This is a genomic window from Lacticaseibacillus boliensis (assembly GCF_054784775.1).
The window spans coordinates 1-21,739 of the sequence record NZ_BAAIHN010000002.1 but is presented as its reverse complement, the minus strand read 5'-3'; the positions used below and the strand labels follow the sequence as shown (position 1 = coordinate 21,739).

16 protein-coding genes are annotated in these 21,739 nt (G+C 54.5%); 12 read left to right on the top strand and 4 right to left on the bottom strand.

The window, feature by feature from the left end; genetic code table 11:
- The first annotated feature begins 37 nt into the window (after positions 1 to 37).
- From ACYVRB_RS01250 to ACYVRB_RS01230, 5 genes are all read left to right on the top strand, one after another.
- Positions 38 to 445 (top strand): (deoxy)nucleoside triphosphate pyrophosphohydrolase, encoded by a 408-nt coding sequence (locus ACYVRB_RS01250; protein WP_461213057.1) that lies wholly within the window; start codon positions 38 to 40, stop codon positions 443 to 445.
- Positions 435 to 3,320 (top strand): DUF3427 domain-containing protein, encoded by a 2,886-nt coding sequence (locus tag ACYVRB_RS01245; protein WP_461213056.1) that lies wholly within the window; start codon positions 435 to 437, stop codon positions 3,318 to 3,320. Before ACYVRB_RS01250 ends, ACYVRB_RS01245 begins: the two co-directional genes overlap by 11 nt.
- Positions 3,321 to 3,332: 12 nt before the next feature.
- On the top strand, positions 3,333 to 3,620 hold the full coding sequence (locus ACYVRB_RS01240; protein WP_461213055.1) for a hypothetical protein: 288 nt from the start codon (positions 3,333 to 3,335) through the stop codon (positions 3,618 to 3,620).
- 77 nt (positions 3,621 to 3,697) lie between these two features.
- Positions 3,698 to 5,452, top strand: a complete 1,755-nt coding sequence (locus ACYVRB_RS01235) for a restriction endonuclease FokI C-terminal domain-containing protein (protein ID WP_461213054.1) — start codon at positions 3,698 to 3,700, stop codon at positions 5,450 to 5,452.
- 68 nt (positions 5,453 to 5,520) lie between these two features.
- Positions 5,521 to 7,452: a Dam family site-specific DNA-(adenine-N6)-methyltransferase gene (locus tag ACYVRB_RS01230; protein WP_461213053.1), complete on the top strand. Its 1,932-nt coding sequence runs from the start codon at positions 5,521 to 5,523 to the stop codon at positions 7,450 to 7,452.
- Between the two features lie 259 nt (positions 7,453 to 7,711).
- On the opposite strand, the gene ACYVRB_RS01225 is transcribed toward ACYVRB_RS01230, so the two are convergent.
- Together ACYVRB_RS01225 and ACYVRB_RS01220 are read right to left on the bottom strand one after the other, a co-directional pair.
- Entirely contained in the window at positions 7,712 to 8,644 is a 933-nt protein-coding gene (locus ACYVRB_RS01225; RefSeq protein ID WP_461213052.1) for an alpha/beta hydrolase, read from the bottom strand.
- A 15-nt stretch (positions 8,645 to 8,659) separates the two neighbouring features.
- Entirely contained in the window at positions 8,660 to 9,010 is a 351-nt protein-coding gene (locus ACYVRB_RS01220; RefSeq protein WP_461213051.1) for a MerR family transcriptional regulator, read from the bottom strand.
- A 195-nt stretch (positions 9,011 to 9,205) separates the two neighbouring features.
- Between ACYVRB_RS01220 and ACYVRB_RS01215 the strand changes: the two genes are divergently transcribed.
- The 6 genes from ACYVRB_RS01215 to ACYVRB_RS01190 all read left to right on the top strand — a co-directional run bounded on the left by ACYVRB_RS01215 (position 9,206) and on the right by ACYVRB_RS01190 (position 19,918).
- Positions 9,206 to 10,141 carry an AAA family ATPase gene (locus tag ACYVRB_RS01215; protein ID WP_461213050.1) on the top strand — a complete coding sequence of 312 codons (936 nt, stop codon included), beginning with the start codon at positions 9,206 to 9,208 and terminating at the stop codon, positions 10,139 to 10,141.
- A gap of 1 nt (position 10,142) precedes the next feature.
- Entirely contained in the window at positions 10,143 to 11,147 is a 1,005-nt protein-coding gene (locus tag ACYVRB_RS01210; RefSeq protein ID WP_461213048.1) for a DUF58 domain-containing protein, read from the top strand.
- Entirely contained in the window at positions 11,128 to 13,164 is a 2,037-nt protein-coding gene (locus tag ACYVRB_RS01205) for a transglutaminase domain-containing protein (protein ID WP_461213047.1), read from the top strand. Before ACYVRB_RS01210 ends, ACYVRB_RS01205 begins: the two co-directional genes overlap by 20 nt.
- Before the next feature lie 271 nt (positions 13,165 to 13,435).
- Positions 13,436 to 16,954 carry a hypothetical protein gene (locus tag ACYVRB_RS01200; protein WP_461213045.1) on the top strand — a complete coding sequence of 1,173 codons (3,519 nt, stop codon included), beginning with the start codon at positions 13,436 to 13,438 and terminating at the stop codon, positions 16,952 to 16,954.
- Positions 16,914 to 19,046 carry a hypothetical protein gene (locus ACYVRB_RS01195; protein WP_461213043.1) on the top strand — a complete coding sequence of 711 codons (2,133 nt, stop codon included), beginning with the start codon at positions 16,914 to 16,916 and terminating at the stop codon, positions 19,044 to 19,046. Before ACYVRB_RS01200 ends, ACYVRB_RS01195 begins: the two co-directional genes overlap by 41 nt.
- A 131-nt stretch (positions 19,047 to 19,177) precedes the next feature.
- A complete protein-coding gene (locus ACYVRB_RS01190) occupies positions 19,178 to 19,918 on the top strand; it encodes a hypothetical protein (protein WP_461213041.1) in 741 nt (246 codons plus the stop codon).
- Positions 19,919 to 19,966: 48 nt separating this feature from the next.
- On the opposite strand, the gene ACYVRB_RS01185 is transcribed toward ACYVRB_RS01190, so the two are convergent.
- Both ACYVRB_RS01185 and ACYVRB_RS01180 read right to left on the bottom strand, forming a co-directional pair.
- The gene (locus tag ACYVRB_RS01185; RefSeq protein ID WP_461213039.1) at positions 19,967 to 20,602 is read right to left on the bottom strand and encodes an HAD family hydrolase; all 636 of its coding nucleotides are present in this window, start codon (positions 20,600 to 20,602) and stop codon (positions 19,967 to 19,969) included.
- Positions 20,580 to 21,197, bottom strand: a complete 618-nt coding sequence (locus ACYVRB_RS01180; RefSeq protein WP_461213038.1) for a sugar O-acetyltransferase — start codon at positions 21,195 to 21,197, stop codon at positions 20,580 to 20,582. Before ACYVRB_RS01180 ends, ACYVRB_RS01185 begins: the two co-directional genes overlap by 23 nt.
- Before the next feature lie 202 nt (positions 21,198 to 21,399).
- Between ACYVRB_RS01180 and ACYVRB_RS01175 the strand changes: the two genes are divergently transcribed.
- A partial coding sequence (locus tag ACYVRB_RS01175; RefSeq protein ID WP_461213036.1) for a helix-turn-helix domain-containing protein occupies positions 21,400 to 21,739 on the top strand: 340 nt, incomplete at its 3' end.

Below are 21,739 nucleotides of genomic sequence, written 5' to 3'. Positions count from 1 at the left end.
CCTATCAATTTAATCATCCTTCAGGAGGGTCTCCATCGTGACCAAAATCCAAGTCGTCGGCGCCATCATCATTCGCAATCATAAGCTTCTTGCCGCTCAGCGTGCCGCCAATCGGGTGCTGGGCGGTTATTGGGAGTTTCCTGGCGGCAAGATCGATCCTGGCGAGACGCCAGAAGCCGCGATGGCGCGGGAGCTGCGGGAGGAATTTGGCGCCCAGACGACGGTGTTTGAGAAATTTGCGCTCGACGGCGTGGCGGAGCTGACGTTTGGCGAGGTTGTCTTGCATTGTTATTATGTGCGCTTAGATAGCGAGATCACCAAGACGATCGCCCATGACGAGCTGCGATGGGTGACGCCGGAAGAAGCCTTGGCACTCGATTGGGCGCCAAGTGATGTCGCGGTGATGAAGGCGCTAGTGAAGACGGGGTTTGCCAATGAGCACTGATCAGGAAATCGATAAGGGACTACATTTTGGGTTCATCGATAACAGCACCCCGGCGCTGGATCGCTATCAACCGGCGTTAGTGACCAACCACGGTGGCACGGTGTTAGACACGCTGGAAGAGGAACTGCGCGGGACGACCTATTTTGTGATTGCCGTGGCGTTTGTGACACTGGGCGGTTTGCTGGATCTTAAGAGCACGCTGGCCGACATCGCCAGGCATGGCGTCACCGGCCAGCTGATCACGTCGACTTATCTCAGCTTCAACAACCCCGACGTTTTCGCGGATCTTCTCCAGATTCCTAATCTTGACGTGCGGGTGCTGGAGCGCGACGGCTTCCACACCAAGGCGTATTACTTCGACCACGGCGATTATGAAAGTATCGTGATCGGCAGCGCGAACCTGACGCAGAACGCCTTGAAGAAGAACTTCGAGTGGAACCTGCGCGTGACGTCCACCGAGCGCGGGGATGTTGTGTGTGATGTCAAAGACGGCCTCGACGACTTGTGGCAAGAAGCCACGCCGCTGACAGATTCCTGGGTCGTCGGCTACCGCCAAAACTGGCAGGCACCAACTCCGCGTGTGGTTGCCAAGCCGGCCAAATCCAAGCAGATCACGCCTAACGCCATGCAACAAGACGCGTTGGCGTCTTTGCGGCGGTTGCGCGAGGTCGAACACGCCAAGCGTGGCTTGGTGGTGGCGGCGACCGGGACTGGGAAAACCTATCTGGCGGCTTTTGACGTGCAGCAGTTCCACGCTAAGCGTGTGTTGTTTGTCGTGCACCGCGAACAGATTCTGCGCAAGGCGCTGACCAGCTTCCGCGAGGTGCTGGGAGGCCCGCGAAGCGACTATGGGATTTTGAGCGGGAGTCAAAAGGATCTGTCTGCGCGCTACTTGTTTGCCACCGTCAACATGGTGTCTAAGCTCGAGATCTGTGAACAACTCGGGGCAGACGCCTTCGATTACATCATCATCGATGAAGCCCATCGCGTCAGCCAGCGTGTTGCCGGTGACAAAGAGTCGATGTATCAGCGGCTGATGAAATTCTATCAGCCGCAGTTCATGCTGGGGATGACCGCTACACCGGAGCGCACCGACGGAACCAACGTCTATGAATATTTTGGTTACCATCTCGCTTATGAGATTTCGCTATTAGACGCGCTGGACAACGACCTGTTGGCGCCGTTTCACTACATTGGCGTGACCGATTACGAAGTTGACGGGCACGTGATTGACGACCAAACCAGCCTGCGGTATCTGGTTTCCGACGAGCGGGTGAACTATATTTTGGCGAAGACGATGTATTATGGTCCGCGGGCCGGGGGCTTGCACGGGCTGATTTTTGTCAGCCGGGTTGAAGAAGGCCGCGAGCTGGCGGATAAGTTCAACGCGCGTGGGGTGCACGCCGTATTCGTCTCGGCGGTCGATTCGGTGGCGGCTCGTGAAGACGCGGTGGCTAAGCTGACGGCAGGCGAGCTGCAGTATATCATCACCGTGGACATTTTCAACGAAGGGGTCGATATCCCGATTCTCAATCAGATCGTGATGATGCGGCCGACCAAATCCAGCATTATCTTTCTCCAGCAGCTCGGCCGCGGCCTGCGGAAACTGCCTGACAAGGAGTCGGTGACGATCCTGGATTTCATCGGCAACTACGACGAGAACTATATGATCCCGATGGCGTTCGACCGCTCGCACACCAGTAACAAGGAGAAAATCCGCAAGCAGATCATCAGCCCGAGCATCTCTGGCGTCTCGACGATCCACTTCGAAGAAATCGCCCGCAAGCGGGTGCTGGCCGCGGTGTCCAAGGCGCGGCTTGACGAAATGAAACGCTTCAAGGCCGCTTACACTAACGTCAAAGACAAGATCGGCTTGCGCGCGCCAATGTTGCTGGACTTTGCCAAACTCAGCAGCGTCGCCGTGCCGGACATCGTGGCTAAATTCAAGACACTGTACGACATGCAGCGCAAATTCGAGGAGACTGTGCCGCAAACTTTGTCCGAGCGCGATTACAGATTCTTGTTGTTCTTGTCCAAAGAAGTCGCGGTGGCCAAGCGCCCGCTGGAGGCCTGGATTCTCAAGCAATTGCTGGCCGGCGTGCTGCTCGATGACCAGAAGGTCCAAGCGGCGATGAAAACCCAGAACGTTTTCTGTGACGAGGAATCGCTGGTCAACGTCGCGGCGATTCTGGACCTAAGCTATTTCATGAAGACCAACCGCGCCAAATATGGCGACCTGTCGCTGGTGGTGAGAGACGCTGCCGGCTGGCATCTGGGCTCAGAGTTTGCCGCGGCCTTGCAGGTGCCGGCGTTCAAGGCGTATGTGGCCGATGCCCTCGACGCCAACTTGTTTGAGTTGCGACACAACGGCATGGTCCACGGCGATCGCTTCACGATCGGGGAGAAGTACTACCGCACCGACGCGTTGAAGTTGCTGAACTGGCACGGCGAGCAGAACGGGCAAAACGTTGGTGGCTACATCATGCGCCCGGATGCGCGCTTCCTGCCGGTGTTTATCGCCTTGGAGAAAACCGACCAGTTCCAAAACAAGATGGCCTACGAAGATGAATTCATCGACCGCTCGACGCTGCGCTGGTTCTCTAAGAGCGGCCGTCAGACGACCAGCAACACTGAGAAGCAGGTCATCGCCCACGACGGTTACGGGATGATCCAGCTGTTCGTGAAGAAGTCCGATAACGACAAGCGTGAAGGCAACGACTTTTATTATCTCGGATCTGCACGGGTGGTGGCGGCCGAGAACACCGTCGCCCAAAACGCTGACGGTAAGGCGACCAAGCTGGTCGAATTCACGCTGAACTTAGAGCACCAGGTGGACTTGAGTTTGTATCGGGCACTGACAGATGCGGAAGTGTGAAAGGAGAAAACAATGTCGCGTAAGAATCGGAAGAAAAAGTTGGCCAAGCAAGGCCTGGTTCTGTGGCAAGTCGATGTTGATACGGAACTGATGAAGCAGGTTGATCCGATCCTACAGAAGGCAGGGATGACCCGCTCACAGCTTGTTGAGCGGTTTTTGGAAGATTTTGTCGCTGCAAAAGGCTTTCCCGATTATATTGATCTAGATGCCCTTGCAAAAGATCCGGCGCTGAGTGACCAAGAACGGGCAATCGTTAACCAGCAGATTACCAGGAAAAACAATGTTTTGAATCAGGTGTGACAGTGTGAGACGTTTTTGGCAGGCACTTGGGTTGCGGGTGCAAGCAGGGTCAGTCCACTTTAAGGAGCTGAAAACCAATGGCAGATAGAGCTTTTGGCTGGGTCCAAAATCCTAGTGATTTTCAATCTTTGCAACGTGTCGTACAAATTTTTGATGCCGAGTCCAGCTATTATCAAAACGAATTACCTGACAAGGTGACGCAGTACATTCCGTTTGCGGATGTGCGCGAGCACTTGTTAGCGCAACTGAGCCAAAACGTTGACAGTTTCAGCTATCCTGAGCTTGTCGGATCAAGCAAAACGATTAACGGCCAGACACCAGAAAAGCGTTCCCTGGCGGTTGCGGATGCGTTGATTCAAGTCACCATCCCGTCGCAATCCGCCAAGACAACCGGTAAATATTGGACCGACAACTGGACGGCAGATGGCTATTTGCGCTGGGCGGTGTCGTTCAACTTTGTTGCTGTCGACCGCGATAGCGATCGGTATTCGTTGACGGCATTCGGAAAACAACTGTCACAAGCGGCTACACCGGAGCAACTGACGGCGGTGATGCAACGCGGCCTGTTAGCATATCCCCCAGCGACGCGGATCTTAACGATTCTGAGCCCGGATGGGGTGAAGCTGACTAAGTTTCAGATTGGCCGCTTGTTGGGTTTTTCAGGCGAATCTGGCTTCACGTCGTATGCCAACGACTTGATGGTGGACTTACTTACCAATGCGGAGCAGACAGAAGTCAGCCAAGTCAGAAACAACATTGAAGGTACCAGTGACAAATATGCCAGAATGATCGCGGGTTGGCTGAAAAAGGTCGGTTTCGTCAAGACAGAGCGTCAAAAAATTGTTAGTCAACGACTCAACAAAAAGATTGCTGGCTTTCAGACTTATGCGATTACTGGGCCCGGTTTGCACCGCTTGCGCCAAGCAAACGGCAGCGCCAAAAACAAGCGCCTCAGCAAGTTTGTCATGTGGGAATTCTTCGCGACCGGCGGCACCGATCGCGGCTATGTTCGCACGCGTCGGGCGCTGATTTTGCAGGCGTTGATGCAGACGCCAACTAAATCGTTTGTACAATTGCTCAAGGAGCTAGCCGCCAAAGGAATCCAAGATCCAGAAGCGGTGATCCGTAATGATATCGATGGCCTAAACCGCATTGGCATTACCATCGATGTTCGTGATAAGCGGCTGAAATTGCAGGATGTACTCCATCCTTTTGATATCCCAGCTTCACATCAAACCATCATCCATCAGTTGTCTGAACGCGAACAGCTGAAAGCCCAATTTCTTACAGAGACGACACTGGATCCCCACTTCATTGCATTACTGGACATCGCTTACGATTCGAACAAAAATCAAGACTTCGAAATGTTGACGACAGAGCTCTTTGCCCAAGTATACGGGCTTAACGCCATCCATCTCGGTCACGCGCGCAAGCCCGATGCGATTGTGTTTACAGATAAGTTCGGGCTGATAGTCGACACCAAGGCATACAGCCAAGGCTATTCGCGCAACGTGAATCAAGCTGACGAAATGGTGCGTTACGTCACTGAAAACCATCATCGCGACGCAGGTATCAATCCCAACCGCTGGTGGGAGAGTTTTGCGCCTGAGATTCCGGCGGACCGGTATTACTTTCTCTGGGTCAGCAGCCACTTCAACGGTGAGTTTGCCAAGCAGCTTGATTACACCGCCAAGCGTTCGCACGCCCGCGGTGGGGCACTGGCCGTCAAGCAATTGCTGATCGGAGCTGACCAGGTATTAAAAGGCCAGCTGGATGTCGACACGTTGCCGACGTTCATGACCAACCAAGAGATCCACTTTGGTGACTTGTGACCACATAGACGAGCCGCATTTGTTTATGCTATACTGACCCAACAAGGATGTCATAGGATGTGTAAATCATGAGGTTCATCGGTAGCAAAACCAACTTATTGCCGCAGATCGCGGCGTTACTGGCCAAACACGTCGACGGCAGCGAACGCAGCTTCGTCGACCTTTTTGGTGGCTCCAATGCGGTGGGGCAGTATTTCAAACAACAATATCAGGTCATCAGCAATGACATCATGTACTTCTCGTATGTGATCGCCCGCGCGTCGATCCAACTCAACCAGACGCCGGCTTTTGCCGGGTTGCGGCGCCAAGGGATCCCCGACCCCTTGCGCTATCTGCAGGCGACGCCTATCGAAGCGCAGCCGGTGGGTTACGTGGCGTCCAACTATTCGCCGCTGGGAGAGGCTAAGCGGATGTACTTCACGCCGGAGAATGCGCGGCGGATCGATTTTATCCGCGAGACGATCGAGGCCTGGAAGCAGGCCGATGCAATCACTGAAGACGAGTATTTCTACTTATTGGATGCGTTGATTCAAGGCATCCCTTACGTTTCCAACATCACCGGCACATACGGCGCCTACCTCAAACACTGGGACAAGCGCGCCTACAAGCCCATCGAGCTGATCCCCAGCGCCATCAGCGACAACGGCCAGGCCAACCGCGCGTTCAATGTCGACGCGCTCAAGCTGATCCACGAGTTGGAAGGCGACATCGTCTACATCGACACGCCTTACAACTCGCGGCAATACGCGCCGAACTACCACGTGCTGGAGTCGATCGCCGCTTGGGACAAGCAGCCGCTACACGGTGTCACCGGCCAGCGCGATAACACCGATGAGAAGTCGCTGTTTGCGATGAAGACCAAGGCGCGTGCCGCCATGGAAACCTTGTTTGCGGACCTCAAGTTCAGACACGTGGTCGTGAGCTATTCCACCGACGGCATTTTGCCGGAAGCCGAGCTGCGCGAGATCTTAGAAGTCAACGCGGTGCCCGGGACGCTGGAAGTCGTGCGGATCCCGTATCGCAAGTACAAGTCCAAGATCGTCAACGAAGACACCAGCGTGGCCGAGCTCTTGTTTTATTTTCAAAGCAAAAAAGCCGTGGTGCCTGCCAGCAAGCCTCGTCCGGTGATCAAGGCCAGCGCGCCCAAGCAAGCCGGCGGGTTCATCAAGAGTCCGCTGAATTATGTAGGTGGCAAGTATAAGTTGCTCCCGCAACTCTTGCCGCTGTTCCCGCCACATATCAATACCTTCGTCGACTTGTTCTCCGGCGGCGGCAACGTCGGCATCAACGTCGACGCCAAGCAGGTGATCTTCAACGACAACAACGTCAAGATCAACGAGCTGTTCCGGTATTTTCAGGGCAAGGATCCGGAAGCCTTGATCGCTGAGATCGAGGCTAAGATCGCCCAGTACCACCTGAGCAAGACCAATCAAGAAGGCTTCTTGCAATTCCGCGTGGACTACAATGCTGATCCCAAACCGATCGACTTGTACACGCTGGTGGCCTACAGCTTCAACTACCAGTTTCGCTTCAACAACGAGAGGCAGTACAACAACCCGTTTGGCCGCAACCGCAGCCACTTTTCTGAGCGCATGGCGGCCAATCTGCGGCGCTTCGTCACGCGGCTGAACAGCATCGATGCCGTGTTTACCGACGATTACTTCACAGATTTTGATCTGGATCAGCTGACGCCAGGCGACTTCGTGTACGCGGACCCGCCGTATCTGATCACCACCGGGTCGTACAATGACGGCAACCGCGGCTTCGTGAACTGGACGGCCAAGCAGGAACAAGAACTCTATGCGTTTCTCGACGAGCTGAACGCGCGTCACATCAAGTTCGCGCTGTCCAACGTCACCGAGCACAAGGGACGCGTGAACGACAGCCTGATCGCGTGGTGTGAGCAATACCACATCCACGAGCTCAGCGCCGACTACAGCAACGCGTCGCACAACACGACGCACGCCGGGAGCCGCGAGGTCTTGATTACGAATTACTAGCATATTTGAGCAATTGAATGAATCCGGATCAGTGGCTGGTGTTACAGCTTTCAATTTCGAGAGGATCTGCCATGACTGCGTTATTATCCACTGCGACAACAGACGTCTCTCTAGCTTTCTTCTGGCTCTGGGTCAACTGGTGTTGAAGAATATTTTTATCCTTTTAGAAAGTCTCCACGATAGGGGGCTTTTTATTTTGGTCTGCTTCAACAAGAGGTTAAGAATCATTTTTTAGGAGACGACATACTGGCCGGAGACGTCAATGTAAATTACTCGTGAAGAAGTGCCGCAGTTTTTCCAGTGTCGTTTCACTCATGCGATCGTAAAGAGTGACATGGCCCGCATTGGGCACGATGTAGAGTTCTTTCGGTTCTTGGGCCTTTGCGTAGGCTTGTTCGCTGAATGGTTTGGTGTCGGCTTTGTCGCCTGCGACCAACAGGATCGGGCGCGGGGAAATTTCGTCGATATGTTGCATCAGAGTGTTGGTCATGTAGGGATAGGCTACCGTGGCGCTCCACTGACCGTTAGAAAGGATCGAGTTTTCGTGAAAGCCTCTGGGGGTCCGGTAGTAATCGTAAACATCTTGGCCTTGGGCGGATTCGTGCTCTGGAAAACCGTCTGGAAAGCGGTCGGGGCCAAGACCAGGGGAGCCAGCGTCGACATCCGCCCAGCGCTGAGCGGCGAGTTGGTCGAGCTGAGTGGATCTTGCTTCGCTGTCGCTGGCGGCTAGCATCGAAACGTCAAACATTGAAACCGTGGCGACAGCCTTCACCCGTTTATCGATTGATACTGCATTCAAGGCGAAGCTACCCCAGCCGCAGATGCCTAAAATTCCAATTCTTTCCCGATCAACGTTTGGTTGCGTGCCGATGAGATCGACAGCTGCCATGAAGTCTTCGGTGTTGATGTCAGGTGACGAGACGTTGCGGACAGCGCCTGCGCTTTCGCCGGTGAAGGATCCGTCAAAGGCGACAGCGACGAAGCCGCGGCTGGCCATTTCGTTGGCATAGTTGCCAGAAGCTTGTTCTTTCACGGCGCCATACGGGCCACCGATCACGATGCCTGGGACCTTTTTGTTGCCAATGTTTTTGGGCGTGTAAACATCTGCCGCGAGTTTGATGCCGAAGCGGTTGACGACGCTGGTTTCTTGGCGCTCAACGTTGTTGTGTAAGTCAAAAACAAATTTCCTCATGTGGCACTCCTTTCGCTATCTTGTGTAGGTTTCGTAATGATCGATCTTGTCTGTCACGAGGTCGACCGCGCTTTGAATTTCTTCAAGCTGGGCGCGCAATTGATCGCGCTGTTTGATCAAGATTTCTTTGCGTAGCTTGATGTTCCGACCGGCATGAGCTAGTTGTGTGTATTGTTTGATTTGGGCAATGGGAATGCCAATTTCGCGGATACACTTGACGTATCTGATCCAATCGATGTCAGATCGATCGTACTCGCGATAACCAGAGTCGTTCCGCTTGACCTTGGTGATGATGCCTTCCTTTTCCCAGTATCTTAGGGTCTCCGGCGGCAGGTGAAAGTAAGCCGCCACTTCATTGATTTTCATATCCAACGCTCCTTTCCTTGTAATCATACAACCTTGAAGTTACTTCAAGGCAAGCACAATTTCGGCGTGTTTTGATTTTGGGTATTCGGCCAATGCCGATTGCCTAAGAGATTCTTAATCTCTTTTATTTTGTATCCGCCGAATCTTTGTGACTATAATAGAAGCTACCCTAAATCCCCCGAAGGAGAAAAACGCATGGACGCACAAGCTGCCAGTCAAGTCATCGCCCAAACTGTCGACCATATCGGCCAGGTCATCGTCGGCAAAACCCAGGTCATCCAGCTGACCATCACCGCGCTGTTGGCGCAGGGACACGTCTTATTTGAAGACATCCCCGGCGTCGGCAAGACGACCTTGATCAAAACGATGGCGGCGACGTTTGCCGCAGATTTCAACCGCATTCAGTTCACCCCAGACTTGTTGCCCAGCGACATCCTGGGGGTGACGGTGTATGACCAACATTCCGGCCGGTTCCGCTTCCAGCAAGGTCCGATCTTCACCACATTCTTGCTGGCAGATGAGCTCAACCGCGCGACCCCGCGGGCGCAAGCCGCGCTGTTGCAGGCGATGGCGGAGCGGCGGGTGACAATCGATGGGCAGACGTATGCGCTGCCGGATGATTTTTTTGTGTTGGCAACGCAAAACCCGACGGAATACGAAGGCACCTTCCCACTGCCGGAAGCCCAGCTGGATCGCTTCTTGATGCGGCTGACGATCGGCTATCCCGACGCGGCTTCAGAAAAGCAGATGCTGCTGGCGGGCCAAGAGACGCCGGCGCTGCCAGAGGCTCTGATCTCTACCGCCCAGCTGCAAGAATTGAAAAAAGTTGCGGCGACGACCAAGATCGCCGACAGCCTGCTGGATTACGTGCTGGCACTGGCGGCGGCCACCCGCACCCAAGCTGATCTGGCGCTGGGCGTGTCGCCGCGTGGGACGTTGGCGTTGGTGGCGGCGGCCAAGGCCTGGGCGCTGGTTGCCGGGCGTGATTACGTGACCCCTGAAGACATCCAGTTCTTGGTGCCCCATGTGTGGACCCACCGCCTGATCGGCCAGCCGGGAGCCAGCCTTTTGCCGCAACAGGTGCTGGCGGCGATTATCAAGGCGACACCGGTGCCGCTTCGAGGCGCTTAAGATGAGAAGATGGGGGCACAACTTACTGGTCGCCGTCGTCTTTGTGCTGGGTTTGAGCGTCGGGATCGTGTTTAACACTGATACCACCTGGCTGATCAGCGTCGTGGCCGCGGTGTTGTTGGTGCTGAGCTTGCTTTCCATCGCTTGGCCGCTACGCTGGTTGCGCGCCGTGCCAGATCATGCCGTCGCCGGCGAACCCAGCCGCTTGACCGTATCCGGCCGAGCGCTGTTCGGGCGGCTGACGGTGCAAGGGGCCACGCCGGAAGTGGTCGCAGAGCCCGTGATCGGCCGCCTGCGCCAGCCGGTGAGCGTGGTCTTGGCGCGTGGCGTTTACCGGACGCTGCCGCTACGCGTGGTGGCCCGCGACTTGTTCGGCTGGTGGCAAAAAGCTCACCGGCTGGCGCTCACAGAGCCGCTGGTCGTTGGGCCGCGCCTGGAAGCCAGACTGGCTGCGCAGCTGCATCGCAAACTGCAACCGCAGCTGACGCGCGCAACCGCAGGGATTCCAGGGTTCGACCTAGTCGGGTTGCGGCCGTATGTCGCTGGCGATCCGATGCAGGCGATCGACTGGAAGGCCACGGCCCGCACCGGCGAGCCGATTACCCGCCAGACATCCAGCGTCGCGCTGCAACCCTGGCAGGCGTTGGTGGTCGCAAGCGGCAGTCAGCTCGAGACGCTGCTGGGCGTCGCGCATACGCTGGATCAAACCGAGATGTGGCAGACGCTTTCCGGTCTGGCTGCCGGCGGCTTGCGGCGCGACCCGGACTTGCGGTGGTATGCCCAAGCCCAGCCGGCCGATCGAATCGACTGGGGTGCCGTGGGTATTTTGGCAAGCAAGCAGCCGTTGATGATCTTGTGTGACGCCAGCGTGCAACAGGCGGCCGTGCAGGCGCTAGGCCGCCGCGCCGGGCTGGTCGTTGCCATCGGGACCACGGCCGTCACCGTCGTCTCGGGAGCCAAGCAGACACAGATTCGGAGGACAGCAGATGCAAGCAAAAACGCATGAATGGCACGCGCTGTTAACGGCATGGCTGTTGATGGTGTTATGCCAAGCCTACCTGCAGGTCAACCCGATGCCCAATGTTTGGTTCGTCGCCTTGGCCGTGGTTGTAGCCGTAGGGACGGCGTTGCTCGGGCGGCTTTTGCCACGCTGGCGAGGGCTGTGGTTTGCCATCGATGTGGTCGGGCTGGCGGTGATCTGGCCGCTGGTGATTGCCGCTAAAAACCGGGGCAATGCCTGGCAATCGTTGCTCAAGGCGCTGCCACAGTTCGGGCAGACCCACGGGGTGGATGTGCCGCTGATCTTGACCTCGGCGCTGTTATTGATGCTGATCGGGTTGCTGGCGATGATCGGGGTCTATTGGCATCAGCCGATCTGGGCTTGGGTCGTCGTGGTGGCGTATGTGCTGTTGGTGCATGTCGTCAACGGCAATGAGCTGTTGATCCCGGTCGTACAACTGCTGGTGCTGGCGGCTATTTTTGCCTTCGGTTCCTGGCAGGCGGTGGGGTTGCGGATCGTCGTGATTGCCGCGGTGGTCGGCCTGGCTTTTGTCGGGCTTACGCAACTGACGCCGCCGCTGGCCCAAGCCACAGTCGGCATCCGCACCTGGCTGAATACGCACGGGGTGTATGACCGCATCAGCCAGATTAAGGCGGGGCCGTCACGGACCGGTTTTTCCGAAAACGACGAGAATCTCGGCGGGCCGGTGTTCGATGACAACACCGCCGTTTACACCGTGACCTCCCCGACGCCGCAGTACCTGCGGGTGGAGGCCAAAACAGACTATACTGGCCGAGGGTGGACGACCAGCCAGCCGACGCGGGAGGATTTTGGCGGGACCGTCACCGACCGTGAACTCAAAGACGCCAGCGACGCCGCTTATCAGCCCACGACCAAGATGACGATTACCGCCGCGACGACCACGCGCGTCTTGGGTCTGCCCAACGGCGCCATCACCGTCACCGCGACGACACCACAGGCCCGGCACATGTATTATGACGGTAACACCGCGCGCTTGTATCCGGAGGTGCCGCTCAAGCAACTCGAGCTCCAGGTGCGCGCCAAAAAGCCCAGCGCCACGGCCTTGCGTAGCGTCACTGGCGTCGCGACCGATCCAGCTTGGACGCAGGTGCCCAAAACCCTGCCGGTGCGCGTTCGCCAGTTGGCGCAGCGTGTGACCCGTGGGGCGACCACCGATTACGACCGCGCCAAGGCCATCGAGCAGTATCTCAGCCAGACCCCGACGCTGACGTATTCCAAAACCGACACCCCGAAGCTGCCGCGCGGCCGCGACTACGTGGACTATTTCTTGTTCACCAGCCACATCGGGTATTGCGACAATTTCTCCAGCGCGATGGTGATGATGTTGCGCAGCATCGGCGTCCCGGCACGCTGGGCCAAGGGCTTCAACCAAGGAACCAAAACCGGCACGGATCAATACACAATCACCAATGCCAACGCGCATTCTTGGCCTGAGGTCTACTTCGGCCCGCAGTACGGCTGGGTCGACTTCGAACCCACGCCTGGTTTTGCCGCTTCGACTTCGACCAACACGCCAGTGGCCAGCAGTAGTCAGTCCAGTGCGGCCAGCCAGTCGTCGAGTTCGTCGAGTAGCTCGTCTGCTTCCAGCAAGTCAGCCGTAACAAAGACGACGACCAAGCCGCAACATGTTTCTGGTGATTACCGCTGGGTGCTCGTCGTTGTTGGCTTGGTGCTTGTGGTGGCGTTGACGATTACACGCCGCCGGCTGGTGGCCTTGCTGACACTGATCGGGTTGAACGCGACCAATTTCCCTAAACGCTATCGACTGTTGTTGTGGTCGCTGCGCGGGGTGGTGAAACGCCAGTCTAGCCAGCCGCTGAGTGCTTACGCGCGAGAGGTCGATGCCAAACTCGGGTTGCCTGGGAGTTTCGCTGAAGTGACCGCGGCTTATGAAGCCAGCGAGTTCGGCGGGCGAGGGCAGTTGCCTAAGGATGCGTTCGTGCGCGTTGTGCAGGCGGTAGCTTGGCATCGCAAACGATAGCGACATGAGGTCGCCGCTTTTCTGCTAGACAGAAGCGGCGGCCTTTTTTGGTGCTTGCATCAAAGCCTCGAGAAATGCTATTCAAGTATTATCAGGATATGAATTAAATAATTAATAGATTATTTTTAGTTGTAATCGATCCTGCAACATTCTTTTGAACCATTTTCAGCGTATACTGAGTTAAATAAGCTTTTATATAACAATGGCTATAACGGGCTGCGGTTGCGCAATGCCTGAACAGTGCGTTGCAATGAATCGAGGAGTTGAGACGATGCATGAAGAAGATTTTATGAAGATGTTAAAGGACTTGTCTTCTCGCAGTGAACATCAATTGATGTTGGTGACGGCACCGACAGGAACTGGGAAGACGCATGCCATCGTATGGGCGATCTGCCGATATGCCGCCGAGCATGATGAATTCCGCGCCTTTTTTGTGACCGATCAACGCAAGAATTTGAATGACGACGAATTCCGCAAGGCGTGGCGCGCCGTGCATCCGGGTGACTTTTATCAACATGCGGCGGTGATTCGATCGCTACCCGATACAGCCAAGTTGGTCTTAGACGAATGGAAAGCACATCACATTCCCAACCGGTTGCTTACCCCTAAACTTGAGCAAGCCCTTGAGATGCTTCAGCAACAGTTGGCATACTACGAACAGGCGCAGAAGCATGAAGTTGGGGTTGAGAACGCTTGGACTGAATTGAGCCACGCCGATTTTGCCGTGCGCACGCAACTGACGGTGACCTTGATGCAATTGGCTGATGTTGCTGAGCCACTGGCTGCGGCGGGACAAGCCAAGATCCGCAATTATGTGGCAACGCACGATACAGACGTCTGTCGGTGGCTGAATCAGTATTATCCGACGATCGATTTGGCTCGGCGGCAGTTGCTGATCATGACGACGGCCAAATTCATCAGTTCGTACACGCCGTTTTTCAAGGAATATTCGATCCCGTTTTTACATTCGGCGGTGCTGACCAATGCAACGGTCGTGCTGGATGAATTTGACAGTACGAAGGGCCAATTGTGGGATAAAGTCATTGAAGATACGCTGAAGGTGCGCGTTGATTTGGTCAGTTTGTTTGAAGCCGTGTATCAAGGACTCAAGCGGATCAATGCGTCGGCCCCAGCTTGGTTGAACGATTCGTTTGCCAATCAGAATCAATTCAACGCCATTCTGGCGCGTGCCGAAACGTTGCGCAAGCGCTTTGCTTTGGATCACTTGTATAAAAATCTCAATGTTTCTCGCGATCCGGGTTTTGTGCTTCATACTGCGCAACGGACGCTCATGAGCCGTGGCCAGGCTTGGCACGCGCATCTGGACGAGCAGCGCAACCAGGTTTTGATCGGAACCGATGTCGCAGATGATCAGCATTTTCAAAGTATGTTGGGGCAAGTCTCGCGATTTTTGCGTCATGTTTCGCGATTCGTCGTCACGCGCGGATACGAGTACCAGAATTTTCACAACAGCGCACTCGCAGATCAAGAATCCGGGTTGACCATCCGTGATGCGTGCTATGCCATATACGACGCGCTGGGCTTGGCGGCTGACCAAATCAACGTGTTGCTGGCGCTGGGGCTGGATCGGCAGATGAAAAAGTTGCCGCTGACCCAACAACAACCCAACAGTTATCATCGGTTCCAAGAGCAGGGCTTGAGTTTCTTCAACTTTGTCGATGCCGATACGCATGATTTCCGCACGACAATCAATGCGGCATTTTTCTCCATGACGTCTGAGCGCTATTTGTTGGCGGTGTTGAATAAGGCCAATGTGTTGGGGCTGTCTGCAACAGCCATGTTGCCGAGCGTCTTGGATAACTATGATCTGGCATATCTGAAAGAAAAGCTAGGCGACCGCATGGTAGATGGGGCCAAGTTTTTCAGTGCGCAGACGGTTGCCGACCTGGACTTGAGAAAGCGTTATTCAGATGCTGGGGTGACGATTCAACCACAAGTTTGTGCAACCGCCGACTCGTTTGCGGCATTGCTTGACCAACGTGCCCCGCAACAAGTGACGCCGCAAAAAGCCCGAGAATTGGATGCGGGGCTGGAAACCCAGATCAACCTGGCGGCATCGGCGAATCCTGATACCACGCCGGCGTATATCAAACGTCGGTACCTCGCCTTATTTGATAGCTTCATTTTGTTTTTGTCGGATCCGCAAATGACGAGTTTCTTGGGGCTGCAGGCCTTAAAGCCAGATGCCAACAAGCCGGAAATGTCGACGCCGTATGTTGAGGACGTTTTTTCGCAACTGGCTCACATTTTGGCCCCAGATGAAGAACAGCACCCAAAATTGAGCATCATTGCCGCGGTTGTGGATGGCCAAGTGGCAGCCGTGCTGGAAGACGCCTTACAATTGCCGGCAGAAAAACAAAGGCGGTTGTATTTGCTGAGTGCATACGGCACCATCGCGGTCGGACAAAATCTCCAGCACAAGTTGGACAGTCTTGAAAAAGAATTTGCGGTCAGCGTGGCGCCACAAGCCGCCGATGCCGAGGATCCGCGCCGGAAAACTGTTGATTTGGCCGGGATCTATTTAGGCGACGTGACGCATATTTTAAGCAATGAAAAGCAATTTACGATGACCAAAGCCGGTTTGCGGATGATCACTGAGTTGGAATATCTCTTCGATGCCAATGAAATCAGCATGACGACCCTCAACGCCAATTTTCAGGCGTTGCAACAATCACGGCCGCGCAAGCAACCACAATCTGCGACTAGCCTGGTCGTCAGCTACTCACGGATGATCATCCAGGCCCTTGGCAGAATGAATCGGTCGTTCAACAAAATGCCCCGGTTGCGTCTATTGGCAACCAGTAATGTCCTGACCAAAATCAGCCATATCGGGGTCGACCCGGCCACAATTTCGCCAGAATATCAAAGTCTGCTCGCGTTTGCGCGTGAACAACCCCGTAACCTCGACGAAACAGATATGGCGCGCAAGGAAAATCGGACGTGGTACACCCACCGTGATCTGAAGGTGATGGTGTCTGGCCTGCAAACCAACGAAGCGGTGGCGGCGTATTATCGCCATTTGCGTGACTTTATCCTCGCCAATCCGCTGATTTCTTCCGAACAGTTGGCGCAAGTCAGCAACGATGGGGACTTTCAAGGCCAAGGGCTGCAGTATATCGAAGCGCCAAAAGACGCGGTGCAATATCTGGTCAAGCGACACCAGCAAGATGATGGTCATTTTGAGTTTAAAGACGGCAACATGGTGATTTCGGCTGAGGCGGCAGGGCTGCCCGCCATGTGCGGCTACCCAGGTTTTGCTGAGGCGATGCGTCGCGCCGGTTATCCCAGCCAATGGCAACCCGCCGAATATATCATCAATCCCGTGCAGTTCATCAATTTGTATCTAGGCGCATTAGGTGAGTTCGCCGGCCAATACATTGTTGAGCACGAGTGGTCGGTAAAATTACAGGGCTTTGAGAAACTCAGTCATAATGAACTGTTTGATTTCAAAACTGACCGCTTCGTTGCCGTGGATTTCAAAAATTGGCGCGGCTTTCGCAATATTTCAGGTGACGAGGCTCGACGACACGTCTTGGACAAGTTGGACGTCTTGGAAGCCGACACAGGGCATTCCTGGCGCGTGCTGGTGATCAATATTGTTGCAACAAGCCCGGATAGCCTGCAATTATCCGCAGACGGCCGCATTCTTGAAGTACCAGGATTGATCGACGATCGCGGCCAGAACGTCTTATCGCCCGCAGACAAAATGCAGATTGGAGCGTTTTTCATTGGAGAAACAACAGATCCTGACCACAAAATTGGATTATGAGCTTGATTTAGCCGCCTTGCAACACGATTACCGCTTTGTGCTGGTGCGTCCCTTGGATAAAGAAACTTATCCCAAGTTTTATCGGTTGTTAAGCCGCTGGCAGGCCGTCGCCTGTGCCCTGGTAACCAAAGGGATGCTGGTGATGGTCAAAGACCTGCCAGATCTGGCCGATAATGATGGCCTGCAGTTGAAGCAGGTCTGGCTCAATGAGATGGAGGATGACAAAGTCTACGCCAATCATATCTTGCAGTTGTTGCTGAATTTGCAGGCAGACGGCACGCCGGCACTGGCTGAACCCAGTTTGACCCCGAAGTTGCTGATCGTCCGGTCGAAGTGGGTATGGCAGAAAAAAGAGGGGTTTCGGCAGTGCTACGGGCTAGAAGTGACGATCGGCTGGCAAGGTGATTTGGAGATGCGGGTGCGGACTTTTACCGAGCAACCTGCGCCAAAAAAAGGCAAGCCAGCATACGTGTTGAATGTTGAGCGTGGTTGTTTGCAACGGGCGACTGCTTCGTCCCAGCATCCCGTTTTTGTGGAAGGCAATGGCACCAAGCATCGCAATCAAGTTCATTTTTTGGCCATTCAAAATCTGGCCAAGTTTCGGCTCAGCAAAGTCGGCGTGGCAACGCAACTGCTGGCTAACTTGAATGCAAACGAAAGGGGCTATTTGAACCAACCGGTACGTTTTCATCAAAGCGAAGTGACGATGTTTGATAATCCCAAGCTCGAGTCGACCCGACTGGTTTGGCAAAAACTAACGCCACTGCCGTTAACGATTTACGCCCAAGTTGGCGATGAGCTGTCGGCAGAACTGGCAAAACAAGTCGATACGGCGCTGCAACACAGTCCGTTGGTCCGCAAAGCAGGGCTGAAAGTTCAGCTGGGTGCGCAAGCTGAAGCTGGCTGGAATATTCAAGTGGTGCGCGATCTGCGCGAAAAGCCTGCTGAAGATCAGTATCAAGTCGGCGATGCTGATACCGTTATTCAACATGTGACCGTAGAAAATTTTGGCGGCTACGATGAAGAAAAAAAGGAATTGACTTGGCAGCCCACTGGCGATGACTCGGCCAAAGACGCCGGGGCAGATCCGGCTCTGATCAAATTGGCGCAAGAGTTATTGATCCGCCAAGATATGATGCTGTCACAGTTGGCTTCAGTCGATCCCAAGTTGGTGGCCGAAGCTCAGAAGTTTGCGTTTTATCGCGTTGAATTTATGCATGAGTCGCCGCAACCAGAGGTCATGGTGGTGGGGATGCATATCAGTGAGAATGGCGGCATCACCTTCGATAAACAGTGGGTTAACTTAGATCATCTCGAGGCGAATGACCACGCGACGCAATTGTGTCATGGCTTATTGGTGAACGTCTTGTACGGTGTCAAAAAAGCTTATCAATGGGATACGATCGATTGCATCGTGGAAGCCGATGGTCAACAGCTGGTCATCCAGTCCCTGGCGCGTTCGACGATGCCAGATGGCGAGCGGATCCTCAAACAGTTGGCACAAAGCAATCTCGATCATGAATATTCCAGCGAAGAGATCCTGGCTGGACTGGATCAAGCCCGACCGTATGTCAGTGGCGAAGGGGTAACGGCGCTGAACCAAGTCCAAGCGTTGTTACCGCAGTTACCGCTTGTTTTTCCTCTCAAGCAGCTGGATGCGTTGCTTCGAAATGCTGGCTTTTCGCCAAAACAGGCCGGGATGAAGCAGTTGAACGCCGTGCTTGAAGCGCATGCCAACTTTACCTTCAAAAATACGTTGCAGCGCAAGATGCCGAATTCACCGATGGCGGGGATGAAAGGCATGGGGCTTGTTCGAATCGATCAAGCATGGCAGTATTTTGTCGGTACCAATACGTCGCTGCGCCAAACGATTCACCGTGGAGCCTTGCTTCGGCGGCTATATCCGCTGCAAGGGGATGATGAAACTGTGATGACGATGTTCCCGATTCTTGAAACGTTGATGAGCGTTGAATTTGTGCGCAATGCGCAGTATACCGTCATGCCCTTTCCGGCCAAATATTTGCGTGAGTATTGGTCGATGCAGGTGCGTCAGCATCCGGCGTATCGGCGGCCGAAAAAACCGAGAAAGTAGATTTTGTCAGGGTACGGATTGGGAACCCGGCATGGCGCGATTAGAACGATAATTTTTTCGAGATAGCGTTTATATTCGTCACTGGCCAAGCCCTGTTACCCGCGGTAAAATGAGACGACGGGAGGGGAACCATGAGAAAAATTAAATTGGGGTTAACTATCGGCGTCTGTCTGCTTGCGCTTGGAGGCGCGGCAGGCTGTGGTCAGGTATCTGGGCCGAGCACCAAGGCCAGTTCGACAACGTCGTCGCATTCATCGCACAAAACGAAGCCGTTGTTGCCGGTTGATAAGGCGTCGCACAGCAAGTCGTCTTCGCAGTCATCAGACAGCGAATCTGCTACGCAAGCATCCGTGCAGTCATCGCAGACAGCAACAAGTACATCTACGGTCAAACGCACGACCGCCACTTCCAGTTCAGTTTCTAGCTCAGCACCGGCAAAATCAGCAACGATGGATTTCAATGCAATCAAAGCCGGTGATTATAACAGTTTGATCGGTAACTGGCGCGATGTTGCGGAGGCCTACAACAGTTATGACGGCAACGGGGTCCGCTGGGGGAGTGTCGACACCCCGGGGCAGCTGACGATCACTACCAACTCGATTCGGACCAGTGAGATGTCTATGAACCAAGATGGCGTCATCAGCTCACAGGACCAGACTGGCCAGGCGACGTTCAGCCAACGCGGAGGCGCATTATGGGCAGACGCTGATGTTGGTGCAATCGCGTGGTCTATTGCCTTTTTCCCCAAAGGGCAGTCTGTGGCTTCGGTCGTTGAAGGCAACACGCAACCAACCGGTGTTGATAACAGCCGCGAGCACGTGGTGGTGCGCACTAGCAACAACGGGCTTATCCAGGTGTTTGAACGCCAATAATCGCAAAAAATCCCGGCCAACATTTGTTGTTGGCCGGGATTTTTGTCGTCATTGCGTCAGTATGGCCGCCTGCAAGTCTGCGACCGAGTGGTAAATGTCTGCTTGCGCCGCCAACAGCGGCTTCAGATCAACGCTGGGCGACCACGCCGCTGAAAAACAGTGCACGCCGGCTTCCGTCGCTGCGCGCAGGTCACTTGCAGCATCGCCGACATAAGCCAGTTCGCCTGGCGCCAGGTGTTGCATTGTCAGGAGGTGTTTGAGGTTTTCCACTTTCACGTCGCGCGCTGGCGAACCAACCAGGATCGGGTCAAAATAGCCGGTCAGTCCCAGCATTTCCAGTGAGAGAGTACACGAACGCTGGCCTTTGCCGGTGAGTAGTGATAGCCGAATGCCATGACGCAACAAGGATTCCAGCAGGTTCGAGATTCCTGGAAAAGGGTGCCGCAGTGCTTGATGTGCTTGCGCGTATGCACCATAGAAAACGTCTGAGGCACTGGCCAGCGGTACTTCTGGCAACAAGTCTTGGAGCATCCCTTGTTCGTTTTTTCCAAAAGTATCAAAAATCTCTTGATCGGAAATCACCCGCCCGGTAAAATGCTGAACCGTACGGCGAAATGCCGTCAGAATCACTGGGAACGTGTCTGCTAAGGTGCCGTCTAAATCAAAGCTGATCATACGATACATGGGCTTCACCTAACTTTCTGATGACGTGGCAGGGATTGCCGACCGCAACGCTGTGGTCGGGGATGTCTTTGGTGACGACGCTACCGGCCCCAATCACACAACCGCTCCCGATCGTGACGCCCGGTAAGACAATCACGCCGCCGCCCAGCCAGCAGCCGTGTTTAATGTGAACCGGCAAGGCGCGGGTTTGGACAAAATGTTGACGATGGTCGGCATCCCATTCTGGATTTAACCGCTCAGCCAATTCGACAGGGTGTGTGCCGGTGTAGATCTGGACGTTAGGGGCAATCATCGTTTCGTCATCGATCGTGATACTGGCGGAGTCCATGAAGGAACAGCCCATGTTCACCGAGATCTTATTGCCGAGGTGAATGTTGCGGGCATAGTCACACAGAAAAGGCGTCCCAACTGAGACATAGTCGCCAACACTACCTAAGTACTGCTTCAATAATGCCTGGCGCTTGGCCGCCTGATCATAGGTCAGGTTGTTGTACTGCTCCAAAAACTGACTGGCGGTTGCTTTGAAGCGTTTGAGTTCTGGATCATGGGCATCAAATAATTCGCCCGCCAGCAACTTTTCATAATTTGATTTCATTCAGTTCACCCACTTTGCACGTTAGTCACTGCCTTCATTGTGGCACGATGGGTGATATGGTTCAAGATGACCGATGCCTTCCTTTCCTGATTTCAATCAGGAGAGGAAGGCAAGTCACTGCCAAGCAGTGAAAGGAAAAGACTGTGTCTTGATATTAGAACGTACGTTTGGTATAATTGAAGCACCCATCGGAGGTGAGATTATGCCTAAGCCCAACGCGTTATCCATGGCGGAACTCCCATATCACTTTGGGGTACGTGTCCGCGTGTATCCATCTACTGAACAAAAACGCCTTATCAAACGTAATAGTGATGCTAGTAGATTCATCTACAACGAGATGGTGGCGATGAATCGCGAGTTGTTTGCTTTGCGTCAGGTGAAGTGTCCTATCAGTCTCATTGCGCAGCGGATTGCCACACTACAAGAACGCCTAAAGCATCCAGCCAGTGGCATCAGTAACATTCACGGTTGGCTGAATCATCCTGATTTTGATGCTGACATGAAGGCCAATGCGGTCAAAAATTACCGAGTGGCTTGGAAGC